The following is a 19,727-nucleotide window of genomic DNA, read 5'->3' as shown; positions in this document are numbered from 1 at the left end:
GGGGGCGCGGGTCACTGACTCCCGAATTAAAAATTTCAATTTTTCATTTGGGTGCTCTGTGCAACCGCTTGTTATCTGGCGCTGTGCGACAGATGACCAGTGGGCGTTTAGCCCGCGCCCCCGTTATCCGGTCACGCAGTGAGCGGATAACGACTGTCGTGAGCAATAATTTTCCCGCTAGGGTAAATTATTGGTCTCCTCGTTTTTGTTATATGTTGTGCTTATAGTGAAGCTAAGTTTTGTAGTATCGTCTGTGCTTTTGTATGGTTTTTATCATATACTTCTTTTGAAAGTTTTGCATAATTTGTTGCTTTTCCAATTCCTTGAATCGCTTTAAAATTACCAATTCGATAACTTAAACTACCTTCACTCACACCAATAAGTTTTGCAACATCTTTTTTTGTTGGATATAAATTTGTATATCCATATAATGTGATATATAAAACTTTTAAATCATCTTGTTGTGTCCAATTATGATTTGCCATTTTTACTCCTGCTAATTAATTTGTGCATATAACGGGGGCGCAGTGAGCGGATAACGGTTAAAGATAGCCAATAAATTGCCGTTGGGTAATTTATTGGCTACTCTGTTTTGTTATGTGTTTAGTCATATGCTTGCTGTCTATGTTTGAAATCAACAACAGCTACAATAAGTTTCTCACCTTCAATAAGATAAAAAAGCCTATAGTTTCCAATTCTGTATCTATAGTAGCCTTCTAAATTATCTTTTAGTTTCTTTATATTTGAGCCATAAAATGGATTTTCTCTTAGCTGAGGATAAACAAAATTTTCAATTTTTGAATAAAGTTTCTTATCTATCTTTTTTTTAACTTTTTCAAAAGTTTTAGTTTCAGCAATTTGGTATTTAGACAATTGTATAGTCACCTTTTTTGAAATCTTCTAATCCATTCATAAGGTTTTCAACAAGTTCTTTATCTTCTAATATCTCATTCATTTCATCTTGTTCTACAAACTGTGATGAAGTTAAATATTGCATTGTTGCGAATTCTATGAAGTTTGATAAATTTCTTTTTTGACCTTCTGCTGCAAGTTTTATCATATCATAAATTGAGTCATCAACTCTCATTGTTACTGTTTTCATGGATAATCCTTCTTTGAATATTTATATATCTAATTATATTCAAATTTATTCATTTTGTCAATTAGTTGGATTGATACATAACGCTTGAATATAGCCAATAAATTTCCGTTTGGTAATTTATTGGCTACTATGTCTTGTTATACTTTGCTGATGATTTTCAAGAAGTCTTTTTCCGTGTATAACAGCTACAAATAAGACTGTATCTTCATTCAGCTTATAAATGAGTCGATAGCTGTAAATAAATATTTCACGAATTGTTATATCATTAGTTTCTGGAACTTTTCGACCTAACTCTGAAAATTCTTGTAAAATTTCAGCTTTTTCAAAAAACTTTGAAACTACTGATTTAGCATAAGCTGGAGAATCTTTTTCTATATATGCGGCAATAGATTCTATATCTTCAAGAGCTTCTTCAGACCATTCTAGTTTGAAAGCCATTTAGTCATTCTTTGCTTCGCATCTTGATGAGATAAAGTCTCACCATTTTCTGCACGACTTATTCCATTTTTTATTTTTTCTACAACATAAAGATGATATTGAATATCTTCATAAGTACAGTTATCAGGAAGATTTTGAATCATATCTTGTGCTTCTTGTTTGACAGCTACCATGAATATTCCTTCTTTTCTTGTATTATAGCATATTTGACTTTGAGTATAACGGTTAAAGATAGCCAATAAATTTCCGTTTGGTAATTTATTGGCTACTCTGTTTTGTTATGTGTTTAGTCATATGCTTGCTGTCTATGTTTGAAATCAACAACAGCTACAATAAGTTTCTCACCTTCAATAAGATAAAAAAGCCTATAGTTTCCAATTCTGTATCTATAGTAGCCTTCTAAATTATCTTTTAGTTTCTTTATATTTGAGCCATAAAATGGATTTTCTCTTAGCTGAGGATAAACAAAATTTTCAATTTTTGAATAAAGTTTCTTATCTATCTTTTTTTTAACTTTTTCAAAAGTTTTAGTTTCAGCAATTTGGTATTTAGACAATTGTATAGTCACCTTTTTTGAAATCTTCTAATCCATTCATAAGGTTTTCAACAAGTTCTTTATCTTCTAATATCTCATTCATTTCATCTTGTTCTACAAACTGTGATGAAGTTAAATATTGCATTGTTGCGAATTCTATGAAGTTTGATAAATTTCTTTTTTGACCTTCTGCTGCAAGTTTTATCATATCATAAATTGAGTCATCAACTCTCATTGTTACTGTTTTCATGGATAATCCTTCTTTGAATATTTATATATCTAATTATATTCAAATTTATTCATTTTGTCAATTAGTTGGATTGATACATAACGTTTGAGTTCACCAATAAATGCCCTCGGGTATTTATTGGGTGCTATGATTTGTTATGTTCTCATCTACGATTCATTAATAAAAGCTAAAAGTTCTTCACCAAAACCTGATGTAGTTTTTCCTGCACCTAGTAGTTGTAGCTTATTAAAGAAAAAATCTTTAGCATATAATTCCCTGCAAACTTGAGTAATTAGTTCTCTTACAGAATTTTACTCTGCTTGAAAAATAACTTCTACAAAAAATCCAATACTTCTTTGTCGCTTACATCATGCCAGTTTTCATACACTTGTGCGACGGCATAAAAATCAAGAGGGGATTCCAGTACCACAACTTCATCAGCCATCTGGGAAAATTTTTGTATCGCTTGTCGACTGGCCACCGGTACGGCTACGATGATCTTTTTCGCACCTCTCTTTCTGCACAATTCTACCGCTACATGCATAGTAGATCCCATTGCGATACCGTCATCGACCACTATAACGGTTCGTCCTTTTATCGAAGGGAGAGGCTTTCCTCCTCTTAGTGTCTGGATGCGTCTTTTTATCTCAAGACTTTGCTGTGCAATGATCTGTTCTATTTCTTTGTGGGATATAGATGTGGCTGCCAATTCATTGATATAGAGTGATCCATCTTCAGCTATTGCGCCAAAGCCGCTCTCTGTATTGAGAGGAAAAGGAAGTTTGCGGCAGATTATCAGTGAAAAATCGGCACTGAGCGCTTTGGAAACCTCATATCCCAATTCTACACCACCTCGGGGTATCGCCAATACTAAGGGTGCTTCTTCTTTGTATGCTTGTAATGCAGCTGCCAGTTTTCGACCTGCATCTTTACGATCTTTAAACATCTATTGTCCTTTAAACTCAAATTGTGCTAATGAAATAAAATTAAAATTCCATAATTCATGCCATAAACCAAGATTAATTCACCATTAAAATTTTGATATTTACGGTAAAGAAAAACTACTAAGAAAACACCAAAACCCTCAAGTATAGCTTTATAAAGCTGAGATGGATATATTATGCTGCGTTAGCGACAGCAGACTTTGCCTCTTTAGACATTGAGTATTCACTCATACTATGTCAATCTTAATGACACATGATTGTAAAATAGAGGATATTCAATGACTCACCCCTAAGTTTCTTTGTTTTAAGTAGGCATTGTGCCATCATGCTACACTAGTACCTTATAATTCAAAGAGAAAAAGTGCATTACTTGGGAGAAGTTTCTTCTGCGATGGCAGACCATTCAGAAAGATTAGCTGGAATATTTTCAAGTTCATTTTCGAGTTTGTCCCATTCCACATAATCGGTATTAAACCCGCTGACATCTGCGGCAGCTAGTTCAGCACTTTCATATTCACCAAGCAATTCTTCACCTATCCAAAGCTGATAAAGCAAATGACTTGTCTGCTGGATTTCAAAGGTTCCGATGTCTGCGTTGTAAATATATCTTTTCATGTAGTGCCTCCATAATTTTATATAAAGAACCTCTCTAAAACCTGAGAACGTACATGGTTTTTAGAGGTACCCTAAATTTATTTTAGCACAAACATAATACATTACGCTGAAAATTCGGTAAAAATACTCTTGACACCTAGTAAAGATAAAGAGTGAAGTATCCCTTTAGCTTTACAGTTTGCAAGAATCATTTGTGCAAAAACGATTTTCTATGCCGTCACTACCGCCAAAAGCGTTCCAGTCTATCGATGGCATCTGAGATTCATTCACAGTGGCATAACGGCTGACTTGAACTGTAAATTTGCGCTAGAAAATTTATTAGTTCCAAGGTTTTGTTAGGTGTTTATCTTAGCAACAAAACTTCTCTTTAGGAAACATTGTTTACTAAATATTTACCTTCATGTATCTGAGCTATAACATTTTGTTTTATCTTTGTAGATGAAGTAAGTGGGTTATAAGTCACTTGAATGATTTTTGCACCTTTTGATTTTAAGTACTCTTCAACAGCGATATTATGTGGTTCACTTCCCCAATCTTCTCCTATGACAAAAATATCAACATCTAATTTTTCACAGTTTGACACATATTCAAGTGTCTCATATGATACAACATCATCAACACATTTTAAAGCTTTTAACATCTCCATTCTCTGTTGTAAGGGGATAACAGGGATATTTCTTTTGTATGAGCCTACTACTTCATCAGAAGCGACACCTACCACAAATGTATCACCTAATGTTTTACAATATTCCAACAAAGCCAAATGACCAACATGTAACAAATCAAAAGTACCAACAGTATATACAGTCATAATTTAATCTCCTTTAGTTCATAACTAACTTGACACGCTTCTGCACAACAGAGTCATCAAAATATTATTAAAATTATCTTTTTGGATAAAACGAGAGAGCATTCACTATATGAAGTTAAATATAGTCTATGAGGTCAGTTAGTAATATGATTTAGGGTATAATACCATTATTATACTAAATAATTAGCATAATTTTAACTTATTTATTTCAAAGGACTTTTTTTAATGCCAAAAACACAACAACCAACTATTCTTTCTTATGTAAAAGACCTTCCAAACCTTTTATCACTCTCAGGATTAGCCTGTACACTACTTGCTATTTATTCTTCTATTTTAGGTTACTACTCTATCGCTATGATTGGAATGGTTTGGGCTGTTGCTTTTGATTGGGCTGATGGATTAGTGGCTAGAAAACTAAAAGGTAGAACAGAAACAGATGCTAAATTTGGTGGACAACTTGATGTTCTTATAGATATAGTAAGCTATGGCGTTACACCAGCCATTTTACTTTTAAGTTATGGACATTTTGAGCCTATATATCTCATAGGTGCTTTTATCATGGTAGCAGCAGCAGCTATTCGTCTTAGTTACTTTAGCACCTATGGATTAGCAGGTGGTACAAAATATACAGGTCTTGCTCTCGATAACAATAGTTTGATTTTAGTTTTTATATTTTTATTTGAAAGCTTTTTTACACATGAAGCTTTTTCCATAGTTCTATACATTAGTGGTGTTGGACTTGCCATTTTAAATGTATCTGAAATTAAAACACCAAAACTTTCAGGAAACCCTAGAAATGTTTATCTCTTAGGAGCTTATACTCTTGTAATAACAGCTATTTATGGCTTACAATTACTATAAAAAGTAATTAAAAAAAGGAAAAAAATGAGTAAAAAAGAAGATTTTTTAAAGATGATGGATTTTAGACATGCTTGTAAACTATTTGATGAGACTAAAAAAATAAGCAATGAAGATATGCACTATATCTTAGAAGTTGGACGAAAATCACCCAGCTCTTTTGGTATGGAAGCATGGAAGTTTTTGGTTATTACCAATGATGAATTGAGAGAAAAATTAAAACCATTTTGTTGGAATCAACCTCAAATTACAACTTGCTCACATTTAGTAGTTGTATTGGCAGGAATTGAAACTTTAAAAGTAGAGAGTGGAGTTGTTCGTTCACAGCTTATGCGTCGCAACATGCCAGAAGATAAACTAGACTCTTTTATCAAACTTTATGCCTCACATCTTAGTGATGTTTTAAATGATGATGATAAAATATATCAATGGAGTGCAAGGCAAACTTATATAGCAGCTGCAAACATGATGAGTGCTGCTGCATTTATCAAGATTGATTCTTGCCCCATAGAAGGGTTTGAAAAAGAGAATGTGGAGAAGGTTTTAGAGCTAGATACAAGCAAGTTTCAAGTAGCTATGATGCTCCCATTTGGATATAGAGTAAATAAACAGTCAAAACAATTAAGATCAGATTTCCAAAGTGTGGTAGAGTTTATAAATTAGTCAAGGTTTTTATGGCATTGAAAATTGATAGTTTGGATTAAGCATATTTTTATTAAAATAAGTTGCCCTCTCAAATTCAATTACATTAGTTCCTATATGAGGAACTAATGGAAACATCAAAGCTAAATCTTTAACTATCGTTTTTGATAAATTTAATTTTTGTTCAATGCTTCTACCCTCCATAATATTTGCAAATATATGAATAAAATTTTCTTTTTTATCTCCTGTCGAGTATTTTTTAAAACTATTTACTCTTACTTTTATATCATTTTTATTGAATAGTTTAGTAGAGATAGCTGATGTATGGACTTGTTTTATTACCTCATCTTCCGAGTGTAACTTTAAAATATTTTCTGAACAATCTATTACAAAGTGCGGCATAGTTTTACTCCTTTGTATTGGTTTATTTATGTGTCATTTAACGGGGGCGCGGGTCACTGACTCCCAAATGAAAAATTAAAATTTTTCATTTGGGTGCTCTGTGCAACCGCTTGTTATCTGGCGCTGTGCGACAGATGACCAGTGGGCGTTTAGCCCGCGCCCCCGTTATCCGGTCACGCAGTGAGCGGATAACGTTTATCGTGAGCAATAATTTTCCCGCTAGGGTAAATTATTGCTCTCCTCGTACTTGTTAGCTTTTCTAGCCAAGTATGTTCTTTCGTAACTTTTCAGCTAAAACATCTGCTTGTTCCATTAAGTCAAAAATTTCTTGTTTTACTTTTAAAAATGATTTGTACTCATTAGGTGTTTTTTCTTTTAAAAGGTCTAAATCTATTTCTTTTGCAAACTTCATTTGATATCTAGAAAGTAGTTCAATTAATTCATCTTTATCAAAATGTATCTTATCGTATTGATTAATAAATTTGTCAAATTCTTTACTACCTTTTTTAGAATTACAATTTTTACAACATGGTACCAAATTGCCAATTTGGTGCCCAAAACCTCTAAGCTCTCCATTCTTTACTAATCCAACAAGATGATCCCATGTTTCCGCTTCATTGTTACAGAATACACACTTTAAATCTTTATTTGGATTTTGCTCTAAAAACTCTAATGCTTCATTTATCTTTTTTTCATCATAATTATCACTTGGTGCGATTGCTGATGCAAATGCATGATTTATTGTTGTACGTCTTTTGCCATAAACTGAGTAAGTGTGTAAATGGCGTTTAATATCTTCTTTTTTCATAATGTTCCAATGTTAAGCTAACGTTTGAATATAGCTAATAAATTGCCGCTAGGTAATTTATTAGCTACTATGTTTTGTTAGTCTTATACAGTTTAAATAAATAGTTCCGGATTAGAATTTTTATCATAAATTGCATTAATTATCTTATTTTTAATTACACCATCTTTTTTCTTTATTTCCAAGTCAAGATATATTATTTTACCCATATTTTCAAATAATAAATTTTTTCTCATAGTGTCTAACTCATTATTTTTTAATTGAATTGAAAAATCTTTACCTGCTTTATTAATTAACCAAAATGTAGTTAAACTACGGCTTTCACTGGCACCTTTTACCCCATCAACCATATATAGTCCCTTTATATTTTCTGTTTCTATTACAGGTTTGATTTTTAGTTCTTTTGCTTGTTCAGATGTGATAACTTCTTCTTGAGTTTTTAATGTATTGTTTGGATATGAATAAAGAGGTTTATGTAATGCTTCTTGTTTTTTTCTATCAAACTTATTATTGAGTAGATTTTTTTGCATATCCTTGAAAGTACTATAAAGTTCTTTTTCTCTTTCTATATTTGCTATAGGTACTGTTACTTCAATTTTCTTTGTTTCAATATTCTCAAATGTATCAGCTAGTTTATCGATTGAAAGATAACCAGCGATAATAAGAGCTACTAATACTACTTGTGTGCCATTCATCTTTTGTACTCCTTCTTTTAATAAATCATTAAAGTTGTCAATCTTTTCAAAAGCGGTTTGAATAATATCACTTCCATCATCAATTTTAAATTTTAAGCTTAATGCTGATTTCTCTTCATCGGTTAAAAAAACTAAATTTTCTTTTCTACCTGTAATTGCTAAATAAGCATAAAAAACACTCTCTTGATATTCAGATAGCATTTCTATATATGGTGTCGTTAATTCACCTTTTAATATAGGGTCTTCATATAAAATTTTAAAATTTATCTTTTTTACTATTTCTTCAGCTGATATATCATTTTCAAGATAAGTTTTTAATAATTCTTCTATACTCTCAATCTCTTGTTTTTTCATGGACACCCTTTTAATATATTTATGTTTGTCGACTAACGGGGGCACGGGCTAAACGCCCCCGTTATCCGGTCACGCAGTGAGCGGATAACTATTTATTCAACGGACATTCTATCTAAAACAGTTTTATAAATCAAATTTAACAAACATTATATTTGCATGTTAATTATCAAAATTATTGCATTTTGTCATATTTTCGATAAATATTTTAAATAATAGCTATTATACTTAAAAATAAAATGTGTTTTTGTTCTAAAAAAAGCAAATAGTAGAACAAAGTGTTCGTTGATTTTTTGATTATTCTAATAAAAACACATTTAGTTCCTTAAAAAGGGAGGTATGTTTTGAGTGCAAAGAAAAAATTGCTTGATATCGTTCGTGAAAAAATTCGTTTTATGCATTATAGTATTTCAACCGAGAAAACTTATATACATTGGATAAAGCATTATATACTTTTTCATAACAAAAAACACCCTATAGATATGGCAAAAAAAGAAATAGAAGAGTTTCTGACCTTTTTAGCTGTTAAAAAACAGGTTAGCCCTACGACACAGAATCAAGCATTTAGTGCCATTTTATTTCTTTATAAAGAAGTGTTAGGGCTTGACACTGTAGAATGGAACATACAAGCTTTACGAGCGCAAGAGAGGAAGCATATTCCAGTTGTACTTACAAAAGAAGAAGTACAGAAAGTTTTACAAAACCTCACGGGTATCTATAAATTAGTTACAACTTTGATGTATGGATGTGGCTTACGTATGAGCGAGGTATTAAATATACGTATTAAAGATATTGATTTTGGATTTAACAAACTTTACATTTGGGATTCCAAATCATTAAAAGACAAGACTATACCTTTACCGTTAAAATTAAAAGAGGAACTTTTAGTTCAAGTACAACGAGTACAGGATATACATGTAAAAGACCTTGAAGATGGCTATGGCAGTGTTTATTTGCCTTTTGCATATGAAAAAAAGTACCCAAATGCAAAATATGAAACAAAATGGCAGTTTTTATTTCCGATGAGAAATATTTCTAAAGATCCTAGAAGTAATCTAAAAAGAAGGCACCATATCCATCCTCAAACGCTCGGACGCAATATTAAAATCGCATCGAAAAAAGCAAATCTAAATAAGCGGGTGACTTCGCATATATTTAGGCATAGTTATGCAACTCATTTATTACAGACCGGCATAGACTTAAGGTCAATTCAAGAGCTTTTAGGGCATAAATCTGTAGAAACTACTATGATTTACACGCACCACACTTTCGCTTTAGCGACGGTGGTATCGGCATTTAGTGCCAGACACGTTGTAAGCGAGATGAACAAAGCAAAACTCATAAGTCCATTAGACTTTTAAAAGGCAAAGAAAATGATAGAAAGATTTTACTTAAAAGATTACTTGAGTTTTAAAGAGACAGAATTAAATCTGCAAAGCGGATTGATTGTTTTTACTGGACCAAGTGGGAGCGGGAAATCTATACTTATGGAGTCTATTTTAGCTTCTGTGGGTGGAAGCTCTTGTGATGCTGCTTTGTGCGAGTCTTGTGTTACATGGGATATTGATGAAGAGAGTACGAGCATAGATAATGACGATGTCAATGTATTTAAGCACATCAAAAAAGAGAAATCCCGTTACTTCATAAACAATCAAAGCCTTTCCAAAAAGTCCATTTCTGCAGTTGCTTCAAATTATTTGAGGCATTTGAGTTTGAAAGATTTCAGTGATTTTGAAAATGAAAATCTGCTTGGCATTTTAGATAAGAGAGCAGGGGCGAAGTCTCAAAAAGTTGCGAAGTTAAAAGAGAGCTATCAAAAGAGCTTTTTGGAGTACCAAGAGGTAAAAAAAGAGTTACATGTAATAGCTGAGGAAGAGAGAAAAATAGTTGAACTTAAAGAGTTTGCAGCCTATGAGATAAAAAAAATACAAGATATAAATCCGACTGCCGGAGAAGATGAAGAGCTTTTGCAAATCAAAAAAGAACTTTCTAAAAAAGAAAAAGTTTTAAGCAGTATAGAGTCTGCGAGTGAAATTTTCAATTATGAGCATTTGGTTTCTTCTGCATTAGAGGCTTTGGATGAGCAGAGCAGTTTTTTTGATGATGCTATGAATGAGCTTCGAGAGATTTTTGAAAGTGCGCAAGAAAAATTTTGTGCACTTGATGAAGTTGATGTAGAAGAAGTTCTCAACCGCATAGAAGCGCTTAGCGGGCTTAAACGAAGGTATGGCAGTATAGAAGAAGCGCTGGAGTACAAAAAGCAAAAAGAGACAGAACTTGCCAAATACGAAAATATAGAAGTCGCAAAAAATGACTTACATGTAAGGTATGAAGAACTCTCTACTCTGGTACAAGAGCTTGCAAATGAACTTAGCAGCCTCAGAGCTAAAGCATTGCCTGCTTTTATAAAAGATTTGAACAGATACTTAAATAATTTATATTTACGAGATGCCAAAATTCATATCCGTAAGACTGAGTATGATATACATGGACAAGACAAGTTAGAGATAGAACTTGACGGCGTAGAACTCTCAAAAATCAGTACAGGTGAATTTAACAGGCTTCGCTTGGCAGTTCTGGCATTAAAGTCAGAGTTTATGAGCAGCAACGGCGGTGTGTTAATGCTAGATGAGATAGATGCAAACCTTAGCGGTGAGGAGTCTATGAGCGTGGCAAAAGTTTTAAAACAGCTCTCAAAACATTTTCAAATTTTTGTTATTTCTCATCAACCGCAGCTTACTTCTATGGGCGATCAGCACTTTTTGGTCTATAAAGATGGTAAAATATCAAAAACAAAAGAGCTTAGTATGGATGAACGTGTAGATGAAATAGCCAGAATAATCAGTGGTGAAAGCATCTCAAATGAAGCCAAAAAGTTTGCAAAAGAGCTGTTGGAGGCAAGTAAATGTGTTTTATAATTTCAGTTGTAGGACTGTTTTTAGCATATAATTTTTACAATGCCGGCAATATGCTTTTAGCAGGCGGTTCTGTTTTAGTATCTGCAGTTTTTATATTTTTGATGATACGAAATATATTACATGTAAAGAAAAAAAGAGAAGAAAAAAATGATAATTGATACACATATACATTTGGATGATGCAAGATATGATGAAGACTTGAATGCAGTACTAGGGCGTGCCAGAGAGGGCGGGGTCAAGCGTTTTATCATTCCCGGAGCTGATTTAAGCACTTTGGAAAAAGCCATTAGCATCGCTGAGCGTTATGATGATGTATATTTTGCAATCGGAGTGCATCCTTATGATATTGAAGGTTTTGACATAACATACTTTGAAAAGTATGTCGGGCATGAAAAGTGTGTGGCTATTGGCGAATGCGGCATGGATTATTTTCGCCTTGAAGGCAGTGATGAAGAAAAAGCACAAGAGAAAGAAACACAGGCAAAGGTTTTTGCAGATCAAATAGAATTTGCCAAAAAACACAAAAAACCTTTGATAGTCCATATTCGTAACGCTTCACATGATTCAAAAATGATACTTTTAGACCATAATGCAGGCGAAGTCGGCGGTGTTTTACACTGTTTTAATGCGGATGATGAGCTGTTGAGTCTTGCAAATGAGAATTTTTATTTTGGCATAGGCGGTGTTTTGACCTTTAAAAATGCCAAAAAGCTTGTAAATATTTTGCCCCACATACCAAAAGAGAAGCTCATTATAGAAACTGATGGACCTTATTTGACTCCTACACCACATCGCGGAGAGCGAAATGAACCGCTTTATACAACTTTTGTGGCACAAAAAATGTCAGAAATTTTAGAAATCTCAAGAGAAGAAATAGAGAAAATAACTACAAAAAATGCCCTGAAACTCTTTCATATGTCTTAATATTAGATCGGATACAACTTTTTTTAATACTATTTTAGATAAAATAGCATATATTAAAAAAAATTAAAACTAAAAAAGTTGTCTATGATTAAATATATATTAACCTTATTTTTCCCGTTATTACTTATGGCTAATTTGACGTATGAGTCAAATTATAATAAAGAGCTGGCACTGTTAGACTCGTTGGATATAGAACCCTCATTTTTATATGATCCTATTATGAACAAGATGAAAGCCAGGACATTATCAAAAAACAAACATTTTTTCAAGGCGATGGAAGAGGCATATTTGTTTATTCCTGCGATTAAAAGCACTCTTTCAAAATACAATGTTCCTCAAGAATTTCTATATCTTGCTATGGCTGAATCAAACTTTCATACAAAAGCTTACTCTCGCAAAAGAGCAGCCGGGTTATGGCAGTTTATGCCGGCAACAGGAAAACTTTTTCATTTGAAAATAGATGAGTATGTAGATGAAAGACGTGATTTAATCAAGTCAACTGAGGCAGCGGCAAAGTATCTCTCAGCACTTCATGAAAGATTTGGTAAGTGGTATTTGGCTGCCATCGCATATAACTGCGGTGGCGGTGCGCTGAACAAGGCAATCAGAAAAGCAAAAACGGATGATCTTTCTGTACTGCTTGATGCAAGAAAGCATTATATTCCAAGAGAAAGCCGTTATTATATACGAAAAATAGTTGCGTTGGCACTAATAGGCAGTGATGAGCAATACATGCTGCACAGCGAGTATGAGTACCTTTTAAACCGTGCTAATGCTTATTCCATTGCAACGATTAAACTGCCTAGAGGGGAGTCATTAACACGACTTTCAAAGCTGATTCACATTCCGCTCAAAGACCTGAAAAAGCTTAACAGACATTTGAAATATGACTTTGTTCCACCTTATTCCAAAGGCTATGATGTATATATTCCTTATATTAAACTTGCGGAATATAAACAAAAATATTACAAAGAGCCTATGCAAAACTTTTACAAGGTGCATGTAGTGAGAAATGGTGATAACCTTTCTCGCATCGGCAAAAAATACGGTGTTTCATACAAGGTTATTAAAGATTTTAATAAATTGCGAAGCAATCGTTTGAGAATCAGACAAAAATTAATCATTCCTATCGCAAAAAGAAGCAGGCATCAGAAATTTAAAAGTAAATACTATTATATGGTAAAGAGAGGAGACTCTTTAGAATCCATTGCCAGAGCACATAAAATCAGTATTAAAAATATACGCGCGCAAAACAACATTAAAGGTTCTTTAATCAGAGTCGGGGAAAGGTTGAAACTGTATGAATAAATTATTTCTTTTTTTAGTAATCGGCGCTGTTTTATTTATGAGTGGGTGTAGTACGAGAGGTTACAGCGGCTACAGACATTACAAATATTCTGAACCGACCTATTACAGTGATGACAAAAGTGTGTACAGGTCGACATATGACAAAAAAAAATATTCACATCCGACGATGCGTCCTTATGTAGTGCATGGTAAACGTTACTATCCGACAGTTGTCAGTGTCGGCGACAGGTTTCGAGGAAATGCAAGCTGGTACGGTCCTAATTTTCATGGAAAGTTTACATCTAACGGTGAAAGATACAACATGTGGGATATGACAGCTGCACATAAAACACTGCCGATGAATACAATCGTTAAAGTTATAAACAGAAGAAACGGAAAAAGTACGGTTGTACGCATTAATGACAGAGGCCCTTTCGTCTCTACAAGAATTATAGATCTCTCAAAAGCTGCAGCATCAAAAATCAACATGATAGGTACAGGAACTGCTCCTGTAACCTTAGAAGTACTTGGTTTTACAGGAAAAGGTAAAAGTAAAATTCCCAGTACACGGCAGTTGAAAAAATCACCAAAGAGTGTCGCTTTGAGTGGGTTTGCACTGCAAATTGCATCTTTTTCAAATATTAGCGGTGCAATAAAGACACAAGAAAAATACAATAATACAGACGGATACACAACAGTCATTAAAGATATGCAAGGTGCAAACGGCAGAATGTTTAAAGTCTGGCTTAAAGGCTTCAAAAGTGAACTGGAAGCAAGAGATTATAAAGCAAACGGCATATTTAAAGGTGCATTCATAGTGAGAGAGGATTGAAAATGATTACAAAAACAAGAACAACCAAAGAGACAGATATTACAGTGGCACTCGATATAAACGGTACTGGTAAAAGCAATATAGACACAGGTGTCGGCTTTTTAGACCATATGCTCGAGAGTTTTTCCAAGCACTCTTTAATTGATTTGGATATTACATGTAAAGGTGATACACATATTGATGATCACCACAGCGTTGAAGATGTCGGAATTGTTCTGGGTTCGCTGCTTGCACAGGCGATTTACCCTGTAAAAAATATGGAACGTTTCGGGAGTGCAAATATTGTTATGGATGAAGCATGTGTCTCTTGTGATTTGGACCTAAGTAATCGTCCTTTTTTGGTGTATGAGCTTAATGTCAGCGGAAAAGTAGGGCAGTTTGACACTGAACTTGTCGAAGAGTTTTTTCGTGCCTTTGCGCTCAATGCGCGAATCAGCATGCACATTATAGAATGTCGCGGTAAAAATAAGCATCACATCATCGAAGCAGCGTTTAAATCAGTTGCCGTTGCCATAAGACGTGCAACTGCAAAGAATGAAAGAGTCGGCATACCAAGCACAAAAGATGTTTTATGATTAAACTTATAGTTTTGGATGTTGATGGTTGTTTAACTGATGGTAAACTTATATACTCAGCAGACGGATTTGAAAGTAAAAATTTTAGCGTAAAAGACGGGTTAGGCATAACAACCTGGATAAAAACAGGAAACCATGTAGCCATCATTACAGGAAGAAATTCTCCTATAGTTGAAAAAAGAGCCAAAGAACTGGGTGTACAACATCTGCACCAAGGTATACGAGATAAATACAGGGTTATAAAAGAAATTGTCGAGTCACTTGGTCTAAAATTTTATGAGGTTGCTGTGATAGGGGATGATTTGAATGATTACAATATGCTTTCTCTTGCCGGTAGAAGTTTTACACCGAGTGACGGGCATAATGAAATTAAGAAACTTGTCAATACCGTACTCTCTAAGAGTGGCGGCAACGGCGCGGTAAGAGAGATGATAGATATTTTGGTCGAAGAAAATGATCAAAAAGAAGAATTTTTATCTGTATGGCTGTAAGGAGTAGGTTATTAACATCAATATATTTTTAACTTTTGTTATCAGCATTTTATTGGTAATATTTTTTATGTTTAAGCCAATGGACATAAAAAAACAGCACTTTAAAGATGTTCCTTTGTTTGAGTTGAGTGATTTTACTATGTATGAGCTCAACCCTGAAGGTTTGACTACAATACTGCTTGGCAGTAAAGGTACAAGATATGCCGACAGATACACAATCAAAGATATGGACTATACCGATAATTCAAAAAAATATATTGCCAATATGATTTCTGATTTTGGTGTATATAAAAATGAAATCGTGAAGTTAACCGGTCATGTTGTTTATGTACGGGAAGATGGGCTTACTTTTAAAAGTGAAAAAGCAACGTACAACAAAAAAACAGCAGATGTGATAAGTAATACAAAATACATTGCTTACTTGAATGATAATAATGTCATTGGAAGTTACATTAAATACAATAACATTTCTAAGAAAATTTACTCTAAAAATGTCATTGCCAAATATCAACTAAAAGAGGGAAAATAGATGAAATACCTGCTAATACTAACGTTTTTACTACAAACTGCACTCTTCTCACAAGAGCTTAAAATTAAAGCTGATGAGTTTAAGGGAGATCAAAATAAAGGTATTTCAATTTTTACCGGACATGTCAGAATCAAAAAAGTCAATGATGAGTTAAATGCTTCTAAAGTGACTGTGTATACAGATAAAAAAAATAAGCCTACAAAATTTGTAGCGGTAGGAGATACCTCTTTTAAAATACAGACAGAGCAAGGAGCACACTATAGAGGTGTTGCTCAAAAAGTCATCTATCTGCCTTTAAAAAAAGAGTATCATTTTTTTGGCAATGTGCACCTGAAACAACTTGATGACAAAAAAGAAATTTTCGGTGACGAAGTGATTTTGCAGGCAATAGACGGTAAGGCCTATGCAAAAGGTGTTGAAAAAGAGCCTGTTATTATGATATTTGATATAAAAGATGAAAAGGAAAAAAAATGATAGACATTGTTGATGCAAAGTTTATAACATCGGCTCCGAATGTCAGTGCAGCACCAGAATCTGAGGAACAGAATGAAGTAGTGTTTATGGCACGCTCAAATGTTGGAAAAAGCTCACTTCTTAATGCCTTGACAAACCATAAAGGACTGGCAAAAGTCTCTTCAACACCGGGGAAAACAAAACTTATAAACTATTTTGACGTTACTTTCTTAGATAGGGATTCTTCAGAAAAAATTGTTGCCAAATTTGTAGATTTACCTGGTTTTGGTTATGCAAAAGTTGCTAAATCTATCAAGCATGACTGGGAAAAAAATTTGACAGACTATATTTCAAACAGAGAAGAAATTAAAATTTTTATCCATCTTATAGACTGTAGGCATCCACATCTTGAGATTGATACTTCAGTGAGTGATTTTCTTTTTAGAACTGCCAGAGAAAATCAGTATATACTGCAAATTTTTACAAAGATAGACAAACTTAATCAAAAAGAGCAAAATGCACTGCGAAAAGAGTTCCCTAATGCTTTAATGGTCTCAAGTGCGAAAAAAAGAGGTATTAGTAAAATTGTCAAAGTAGTTTATGATATGTTACAAGAGAGCGTGGATGAAGATTAATTATGTAAAAGCAAAACTCTATGATATTGAAAAAATGAGAGAATTAGTGCTGCCTGAAGTGCAAAGCGGTGTTATTTTAGAAAGAAGTGAAGATGAAATTGCAACAAATATCCGTTCGTATACTTTGGCTTTTTCAGATGCACAGCTTGTTGGTTTTACGGCACTGCATATACATACAAAATACCTTGGCGAAATACGTTCACTCATTGTAAAAGAAGGCTTTCGAGGGCAAAAAATAGGAGAAACATTAGTAGGTTATGCATTGGATGAGGGTAAAACACTTGGTCTTCAAAAAGTTTTGAGTTTAACCTACAAGCAGTCTTTTTTTGAAAGACTCGGATTTGTAGAAATACCAAAAGAGTCCCTCCCCGAACATAAAATTTGGGCTGATTGTATTAAATGTAAACACTTTCCGATATGCAACGAAGTATCTCTCATCAAAAACCTATAATCCCATTCCTTTATATAATACTGTTTGTATTATATGACAGTCTGGGCAGTATTTATCCATTTTTACCACCACTGCTGGCAGTATTGTATGTGCTCTTTAGCAGGGCTCTTGACAATAATGATACTGTTTCAATTTTTCTTATTGTATTGTGTCTTGTAGTTTTTGAAGCAAATTACGGCTATATCCTTTTAAGTTCAGTTGTCTATTTTTATATAGTATACAAATTTATTATGCCAAAAATTATTCAAAACTCTAGTTGTGCTACATGTATTCGTGCTGTAACTGTTATACTTATTTATCTGGGCTTTTTCTTATTTTTAACTTTGCTGTCAAATATTTTTTTATTGCCACAACCAAGTATTAATTACTATATAATATACTATATAGTAATTGAATTCTTTTTGGTGAGTCTGTTATGAAAATAAAATTTATTATTTTTGTTTTTATATCAATCTGGCTGGCATTAATTGTGCGTGTCTTTTTTCTGGCCATTCAGTCAAACAGCTATTATTCAAGGCTTTCACTGCAAAACACCATAAAACATGAGCAGATTGCACCAGTACGGGGTGAAATAGTAGATGTGAAAAATCGACCTATAGCAATTAATAAACTTGGTTTTAAGATAGAACTAGCACCTCATTTACTGTTGAAAAAACATAAGAATGAATTTAATGATGAAATTGCTTTTTTACTCAAAGCTTTCCCTTTATTGAATAAAGAAAAAATCATTAAAAATTACAAGAAAAAAGACTCTTTTTATAATCATGATTTTATCGATGTTGTGCATTTTATACCTTATGAAAAGATGATGCCTGTTTACTCGATGCTCAATTTAAGAAAAAATATTAAAATTGTTCCTGCACCAAAAAGATACTATCCATACAAAAATATTGCTGCACATATGATAGGCTATGTTTCTCGTGCAAATCAAAAAGATATAGACAAAGATCCATTACTTGACCTTATAGGCTATACTGGTAAAACAGGTCTTGAAAAATATTATAACTCTTATTTGCAAGGGACGCCGGGAGAAAAAGAGATAAAAGTGAATGCGAACAATCAAGAGGTTGAAGAGTTAAGTTATAAAAGTCCCGATGAGGATAGAAAATTAAAACTCAATCTTGATATGGAACTGCAAAAGTATATTTCTAAACTTTTTGAAGGTAAAGTAGGCGCAATTATCATCATGAATGTTGACGGTTCTGTTTTAGCAGCAGGAAGTTACCCAAATTATGATTTAAATATATTTGTCTCAGGGATGTCATATAAAATGTATGATGAGCTCTCATCAAGCCTTGACCATCCTTTTACCAATAAAATGACGCATGGTTTATACCCTCCAGGCTCAACAATTAAACCTCTTTTAGGATTATTATATATAAGTACAGATTTAAATGAGCATTGGAGTGTTGATTGTCGTTCAAATCTAAAACTAGGCGGAAGAATTTTTAGATGCTGGAAGAAAAAAGGGCATAGACATACAGATATAACAAAAGCCATACGTGAGAGTTGTGATGACTTTTTTTATAAAGGCAGTCTTGTTTTGGGAAACAGAAAAATGAGTGCAGGGCTCAAGCGTTACGGTTTTGGAGAAAAAACAGGTGTGGATTTACCAAATGAATTTATAGGAGTTGTACCATCACGTGAGTGGAAATTAAGAAAATACCATAAAATATGGAGTATCGGAGAGACGGCCAATATGGCAATCGGGCAGGGAGATTTTCTTACAACTCCCATACAAATTGCTCGAGAAACGGCGCTTATTGCAACAGGGAAATTGCCCACACCGCATTTTATACAAATGATTGGTAATGAAAAATATAAAACTACGTATACAAATGTGCTGAACGGGATTGAGTTGAAAAAACTTCCTATTATTCAAAAAGCGATGTATGAAGTATGTAACTCTCCTCATGGAACTGCCACTAATTATTTACATTCAAAGGTCGTGTTAGCCGGTAAAACAGGTACGGCACAGGTTATCGGGATAAAGCAGGATATTAAAAAAAGAAAGCAGGAGCATGAGCTTTCCTATTATAAAAGATCACATGCATGGTTTACTACATATGGACCATATAAGCATCCTCAATATGTTGTGACGGTTATGGTTGAACATGGCGGGCATGGCGGGCATGCGGCGGGTTCTATCGTTTCTGATATATATAACAAGCTTTTAGAGCTTGGTTATATAAAGAAAAAGTAGCT

Annotated in this window: 30 protein-coding genes; 16 read left to right on the top strand and 14 right to left on the bottom strand. The window is 33.6% G+C overall.

Translation table 11 applies throughout. The features are described from left to right. Positions 1–221: 221 nt before the first annotated feature. The 11 genes from SAUT_RS05960 to SAUT_RS05915 form a co-directional block, all read right to left on the bottom strand. Positions 222–485: a hypothetical protein gene (locus SAUT_RS05960; protein ID WP_013326972.1), complete on the bottom strand. Its 264-nt coding sequence runs from the start codon at positions 483–485 to the stop codon at positions 222–224. A 118-nt stretch (positions 486–603) separates the two neighbouring features. Next, positions 604–873 (bottom strand): type II toxin-antitoxin system RelE family toxin, encoded by a 270-nt coding sequence (locus SAUT_RS05955; protein ID WP_013326969.1) that lies wholly within the window; start codon positions 871–873, stop codon positions 604–606. Further along, positions 866–1,102, bottom strand: coding sequence for a hypothetical protein (locus SAUT_RS05950; protein ID WP_013326968.1), 237 nt, complete (start codon positions 1,100–1,102; stop codon positions 866–868). The genes SAUT_RS05955 and SAUT_RS05950 overlap by 8 nt, the downstream gene beginning before the upstream one ends. 117 nt (positions 1,103–1,219) lie before the next feature. Beyond that, a complete protein-coding gene (locus tag SAUT_RS05945) occupies positions 1,220–1,540 on the bottom strand; it encodes a type II toxin-antitoxin system RelE/ParE family toxin (RefSeq protein WP_013326971.1) in 321 nt (106 codons plus the stop codon). Then, the gene (locus tag SAUT_RS05940) at positions 1,525–1,713 is read right to left on the bottom strand and encodes a hypothetical protein (RefSeq protein ID WP_013326970.1); all 189 of its coding nucleotides are present in this window, start codon (positions 1,711–1,713) and stop codon (positions 1,525–1,527) included. The genes SAUT_RS05945 and SAUT_RS05940 overlap by 16 nt, the downstream gene beginning before the upstream one ends. Before the next feature lie 113 nt (positions 1,714–1,826). Further along, on the bottom strand, positions 1,827–2,096 hold the full coding sequence (locus tag SAUT_RS05935) for a type II toxin-antitoxin system RelE family toxin (protein ID WP_013326969.1): 270 nt from the start codon (positions 2,094–2,096) through the stop codon (positions 1,827–1,829). Beyond that, positions 2,089–2,325, bottom strand: a complete 237-nt coding sequence (locus tag SAUT_RS05930; RefSeq protein WP_013326968.1) for a hypothetical protein — start codon at positions 2,323–2,325, stop codon at positions 2,089–2,091. The genes SAUT_RS05935 and SAUT_RS05930 overlap by 8 nt, the downstream gene beginning before the upstream one ends. A gap of 313 nt (positions 2,326–2,638) precedes the next feature. Then, positions 2,639–3,250, bottom strand: coding sequence for a phosphoribosyltransferase (locus SAUT_RS05925; protein ID WP_013326967.1), 612 nt, complete (start codon positions 3,248–3,250; stop codon positions 2,639–2,641). 26 nt (positions 3,251–3,276) lie between these two features. After that, complete coding sequence (locus tag SAUT_RS11265) at positions 3,277–3,423, bottom strand: prolipoprotein diacylglyceryl transferase family protein (RefSeq protein WP_281046546.1); 147 nt, start codon at positions 3,421–3,423, stop codon at positions 3,277–3,279. 191 nt (positions 3,424–3,614) lie between these two features. Continuing rightward, positions 3,615–3,863 carry a hypothetical protein gene (locus SAUT_RS05920; protein WP_013326966.1) on the bottom strand — a complete coding sequence of 83 codons (249 nt, stop codon included), beginning with the start codon at positions 3,861–3,863 and terminating at the stop codon, positions 3,615–3,617. Positions 3,864–4,230: 367 nt separating this feature from the next. Next, entirely contained in the window at positions 4,231–4,674 is a 444-nt protein-coding gene (locus tag SAUT_RS05915) for an FAD synthase family protein (protein ID WP_013326965.1), read from the bottom strand. A gap of 225 nt (positions 4,675–4,899) precedes the next feature. Here SAUT_RS05915 and SAUT_RS05910 point away from each other — a divergent pair, with 225 nt between their 5' ends. Then, positions 4,900–5,535, top strand: coding sequence for a CDP-alcohol phosphatidyltransferase family protein (locus tag SAUT_RS05910; RefSeq protein ID WP_013326964.1), 636 nt, complete (start codon positions 4,900–4,902; stop codon positions 5,533–5,535). A gap of 24 nt (positions 5,536–5,559) precedes the next feature. Then, positions 5,560–6,195 carry an NAD(P)H-dependent oxidoreductase gene (locus SAUT_RS05905; RefSeq protein WP_013326963.1) on the top strand — a complete coding sequence of 212 codons (636 nt, stop codon included), beginning with the start codon at positions 5,560–5,562 and terminating at the stop codon, positions 6,193–6,195. A 9-nt stretch (positions 6,196–6,204) separates the two neighbouring features. Here the strand turns inward: SAUT_RS05905 and SAUT_RS05900 are convergent, their stop codons facing one another. From SAUT_RS05900 to SAUT_RS05890, 3 genes are all read right to left on the bottom strand, one after another. Beyond that, positions 6,205–6,576: a 5-carboxymethyl-2-hydroxymuconate Delta-isomerase gene (locus tag SAUT_RS05900; protein WP_013326962.1), complete on the bottom strand. Its 372-nt coding sequence runs from the start codon at positions 6,574–6,576 to the stop codon at positions 6,205–6,207. 259 nt (positions 6,577–6,835) lie between these two features. Then, positions 6,836–7,384: an HNH endonuclease gene (locus SAUT_RS05895; RefSeq protein ID WP_013326961.1), complete on the bottom strand. Its 549-nt coding sequence runs from the start codon at positions 7,382–7,384 to the stop codon at positions 6,836–6,838. A gap of 92 nt (positions 7,385–7,476) precedes the next feature. Continuing rightward, positions 7,477–8,430 (bottom strand): hypothetical protein, encoded by a 954-nt coding sequence (locus SAUT_RS05890; RefSeq protein ID WP_013326960.1) that lies wholly within the window; start codon positions 8,428–8,430, stop codon positions 7,477–7,479. Positions 8,431–8,771: 341 nt separating this feature from the next. Between SAUT_RS05890 and SAUT_RS05885 the strand changes: the two genes are divergently transcribed. The 14 genes from SAUT_RS05885 (at position 8,772) to mrdA (ending at position 19,725) form a co-directional block, all read left to right on the top strand. Then, positions 8,772–9,788, top strand: a complete 1,017-nt coding sequence (locus tag SAUT_RS05885) for an integron integrase (protein WP_013326959.1) — start codon at positions 8,772–8,774, stop codon at positions 9,786–9,788. A gap of 12 nt (positions 9,789–9,800) precedes the next feature. Beyond that, complete coding sequence (locus tag SAUT_RS05880; protein WP_013326958.1) at positions 9,801–11,345, top strand: AAA family ATPase; 1,545 nt, start codon at positions 9,801–9,803, stop codon at positions 11,343–11,345. Continuing rightward, positions 11,333–11,503 carry a hypothetical protein gene (locus tag SAUT_RS11355; RefSeq protein ID WP_013326957.1) on the top strand — a complete coding sequence of 57 codons (171 nt, stop codon included), beginning with the start codon at positions 11,333–11,335 and terminating at the stop codon, positions 11,501–11,503. Before SAUT_RS05880 ends, SAUT_RS11355 begins: the two co-directional genes overlap by 13 nt. Further along, the gene (locus SAUT_RS05875; RefSeq protein ID WP_013326956.1) at positions 11,493–12,269 is read left to right on the top strand and encodes a TatD family hydrolase; all 777 of its coding nucleotides are present in this window, start codon (positions 11,493–11,495) and stop codon (positions 12,267–12,269) included. The genes SAUT_RS11355 and SAUT_RS05875 overlap by 11 nt, the downstream gene beginning before the upstream one ends. Positions 12,270–12,353: 84 nt before the next feature. Further along, positions 12,354–13,577, top strand: a complete 1,224-nt coding sequence (locus tag SAUT_RS05870) for a lytic transglycosylase domain-containing protein (RefSeq protein WP_013326955.1) — start codon at positions 12,354–12,356, stop codon at positions 13,575–13,577. Next, the gene (locus tag SAUT_RS05865; protein WP_013326954.1) at positions 13,570–14,388 is read left to right on the top strand and encodes a septal ring lytic transglycosylase RlpA family protein; all 819 of its coding nucleotides are present in this window, start codon (positions 13,570–13,572) and stop codon (positions 14,386–14,388) included. The genes SAUT_RS05870 and SAUT_RS05865 overlap by 8 nt, the downstream gene beginning before the upstream one ends. A 2-nt stretch (positions 14,389–14,390) precedes the next feature. Continuing rightward, a complete protein-coding gene (gene hisB, locus SAUT_RS05860; protein WP_013326953.1) occupies positions 14,391–14,963 on the top strand; it encodes an imidazoleglycerol-phosphate dehydratase HisB in 573 nt (190 codons plus the stop codon). Continuing rightward, positions 14,960–15,454, top strand: a complete 495-nt coding sequence (locus SAUT_RS05855; protein WP_013326952.1) for a KdsC family phosphatase — start codon at positions 14,960–14,962, stop codon at positions 15,452–15,454. Before hisB ends, SAUT_RS05855 begins: the two co-directional genes overlap by 4 nt. Before the next feature lie 10 nt (positions 15,455–15,464). Then, positions 15,465–15,983, top strand: a complete 519-nt coding sequence (lptC, locus tag SAUT_RS05850; RefSeq protein WP_013326951.1) for an LPS export ABC transporter periplasmic protein LptC — start codon at positions 15,465–15,467, stop codon at positions 15,981–15,983. Continuing rightward, positions 15,984–16,457 (top strand): lipopolysaccharide transport periplasmic protein LptA, encoded by a 474-nt coding sequence (gene lptA, locus SAUT_RS05845; RefSeq protein ID WP_013326950.1) that lies wholly within the window; start codon positions 15,984–15,986, stop codon positions 16,455–16,457. It begins immediately after the preceding gene. Further along, complete coding sequence (gene yihA / locus SAUT_RS05840; protein ID WP_013326949.1) at positions 16,454–17,071, top strand: ribosome biogenesis GTP-binding protein YihA/YsxC; 618 nt, start codon at positions 16,454–16,456, stop codon at positions 17,069–17,071. The genes lptA and yihA overlap by 4 nt, the downstream gene beginning before the upstream one ends. Continuing rightward, on the top strand, positions 17,061–17,522 hold the full coding sequence (locus SAUT_RS05835) for an N-acetyltransferase (RefSeq protein ID WP_013326948.1): 462 nt from the start codon (positions 17,061–17,063) through the stop codon (positions 17,520–17,522). Before yihA ends, SAUT_RS05835 begins: the two co-directional genes overlap by 11 nt. Next, complete coding sequence (locus tag SAUT_RS05830) at positions 17,489–17,941, top strand: hypothetical protein (RefSeq protein WP_013326947.1); 453 nt, start codon at positions 17,489–17,491, stop codon at positions 17,939–17,941. Before SAUT_RS05835 ends, SAUT_RS05830 begins: the two co-directional genes overlap by 34 nt. Beyond that, positions 17,938–19,725 (top strand): penicillin-binding protein 2, encoded by a 1,788-nt coding sequence (gene mrdA, locus SAUT_RS05825; protein ID WP_013326946.1) that lies wholly within the window; start codon positions 17,938–17,940, stop codon positions 19,723–19,725. The genes SAUT_RS05830 and mrdA overlap by 4 nt, the downstream gene beginning before the upstream one ends. Positions 19,726–19,727 lie beyond the last annotated feature (2 nt).

This window comes from Sulfurimonas autotrophica DSM 16294 (assembly GCF_000147355.1).
In the GTDB taxonomy this organism is placed as follows: Bacteria; Campylobacterota; Campylobacteria; order Campylobacterales; family Sulfurimonadaceae; genus Sulfurimonas; species Sulfurimonas autotrophica.
The sequence above is the reverse complement of the archived record's forward strand: the minus strand, read 5'-3'. Positions and strand labels throughout refer to the sequence as shown.

Coding starts and splice junctions, on each gene's coding strand:
- SAUT_RS05960 (WP_013326972.1), bottom strand. CDS start 485: ATGGCAAATCATAATTGGACACAACAAGATGATTTAAAAGTTTTATAT.
- SAUT_RS05950 (WP_013326968.1), bottom strand. CDS start 1,102: ATGAAAACAGTAACAATGAGAGTTGATGACTCAATTTATGATATGATA.
- SAUT_RS05945 (WP_013326971.1), bottom strand. CDS start 1,540: ATGGCTTTCAAACTAGAATGGTCTGAAGAAGCTCTTGAAGATATAGAA.
- SAUT_RS05940 (WP_013326970.1), bottom strand. CDS start 1,713: ATGGTAGCTGTCAAACAAGAAGCACAAGATATGATTCAAAATCTTCCT.
- SAUT_RS05930 (WP_013326968.1), bottom strand. CDS start 2,325: ATGAAAACAGTAACAATGAGAGTTGATGACTCAATTTATGATATGATA.
- SAUT_RS05925 (WP_013326967.1), bottom strand. CDS start 3,250: ATGTTTAAAGATCGTAAAGATGCAGGTCGAAAACTGGCAGCTGCATTA.
- SAUT_RS05920 (WP_013326966.1), bottom strand. CDS start 3,863: ATGAAAAGATATATTTACAACGCAGACATCGGAACCTTTGAAATCCAG.
- SAUT_RS05915 (WP_013326965.1), bottom strand. CDS start 4,674: ATGACTGTATATACTGTTGGTACTTTTGATTTGTTACATGTTGGTCAT.
- SAUT_RS05910 (WP_013326964.1), top strand. CDS start 4,900: ATGCCAAAAACACAACAACCAACTATTCTTTCTTATGTAAAAGACCTT.
- SAUT_RS05905 (WP_013326963.1), top strand. CDS start 5,560: ATGAGTAAAAAAGAAGATTTTTTAAAGATGATGGATTTTAGACATGCT.
- SAUT_RS05900 (WP_013326962.1), bottom strand. CDS start 6,576: ATGCCGCACTTTGTAATAGATTGTTCAGAAAATATTTTAAAGTTACAC.
- SAUT_RS05895 (WP_013326961.1), bottom strand. CDS start 7,384: ATGAAAAAAGAAGATATTAAACGCCATTTACACACTTACTCAGTTTAT.
- SAUT_RS05890 (WP_013326960.1), bottom strand. CDS start 8,430: ATGAAAAAACAAGAGATTGAGAGTATAGAAGAATTATTAAAAACTTAT.
- SAUT_RS05880 (WP_013326958.1), top strand. CDS start 9,801: ATGATAGAAAGATTTTACTTAAAAGATTACTTGAGTTTTAAAGAGACA.
- SAUT_RS11355 (WP_013326957.1), top strand. CDS start 11,333: ATGTGTTTTATAATTTCAGTTGTAGGACTGTTTTTAGCATATAATTTT.
- SAUT_RS05875 (WP_013326956.1), top strand. CDS start 11,493: ATGATAATTGATACACATATACATTTGGATGATGCAAGATATGATGAA.
- SAUT_RS05870 (WP_013326955.1), top strand. CDS start 12,354: ATGATTAAATATATATTAACCTTATTTTTCCCGTTATTACTTATGGCT.
- SAUT_RS05865 (WP_013326954.1), top strand. CDS start 13,570: ATGAATAAATTATTTCTTTTTTTAGTAATCGGCGCTGTTTTATTTATG.
- hisB (WP_013326953.1), top strand. CDS start 14,391: ATGATTACAAAAACAAGAACAACCAAAGAGACAGATATTACAGTGGCA.
- SAUT_RS05855 (WP_013326952.1), top strand. CDS start 14,960: ATGATTAAACTTATAGTTTTGGATGTTGATGGTTGTTTAACTGATGGT.
- lptA (WP_013326950.1), top strand. CDS start 15,984: ATGAAATACCTGCTAATACTAACGTTTTTACTACAAACTGCACTCTTC.
- yihA (WP_013326949.1), top strand. CDS start 16,454: ATGATAGACATTGTTGATGCAAAGTTTATAACATCGGCTCCGAATGTC.
- SAUT_RS05835 (WP_013326948.1), top strand. CDS start 17,061: ATGAAGATTAATTATGTAAAAGCAAAACTCTATGATATTGAAAAAATG.
- SAUT_RS05830 (WP_013326947.1), top strand. CDS start 17,489: ATGCAACGAAGTATCTCTCATCAAAAACCTATAATCCCATTCCTTTAT.
- mrdA (WP_013326946.1), top strand. CDS start 17,938: ATGAAAATAAAATTTATTATTTTTGTTTTTATATCAATCTGGCTGGCA.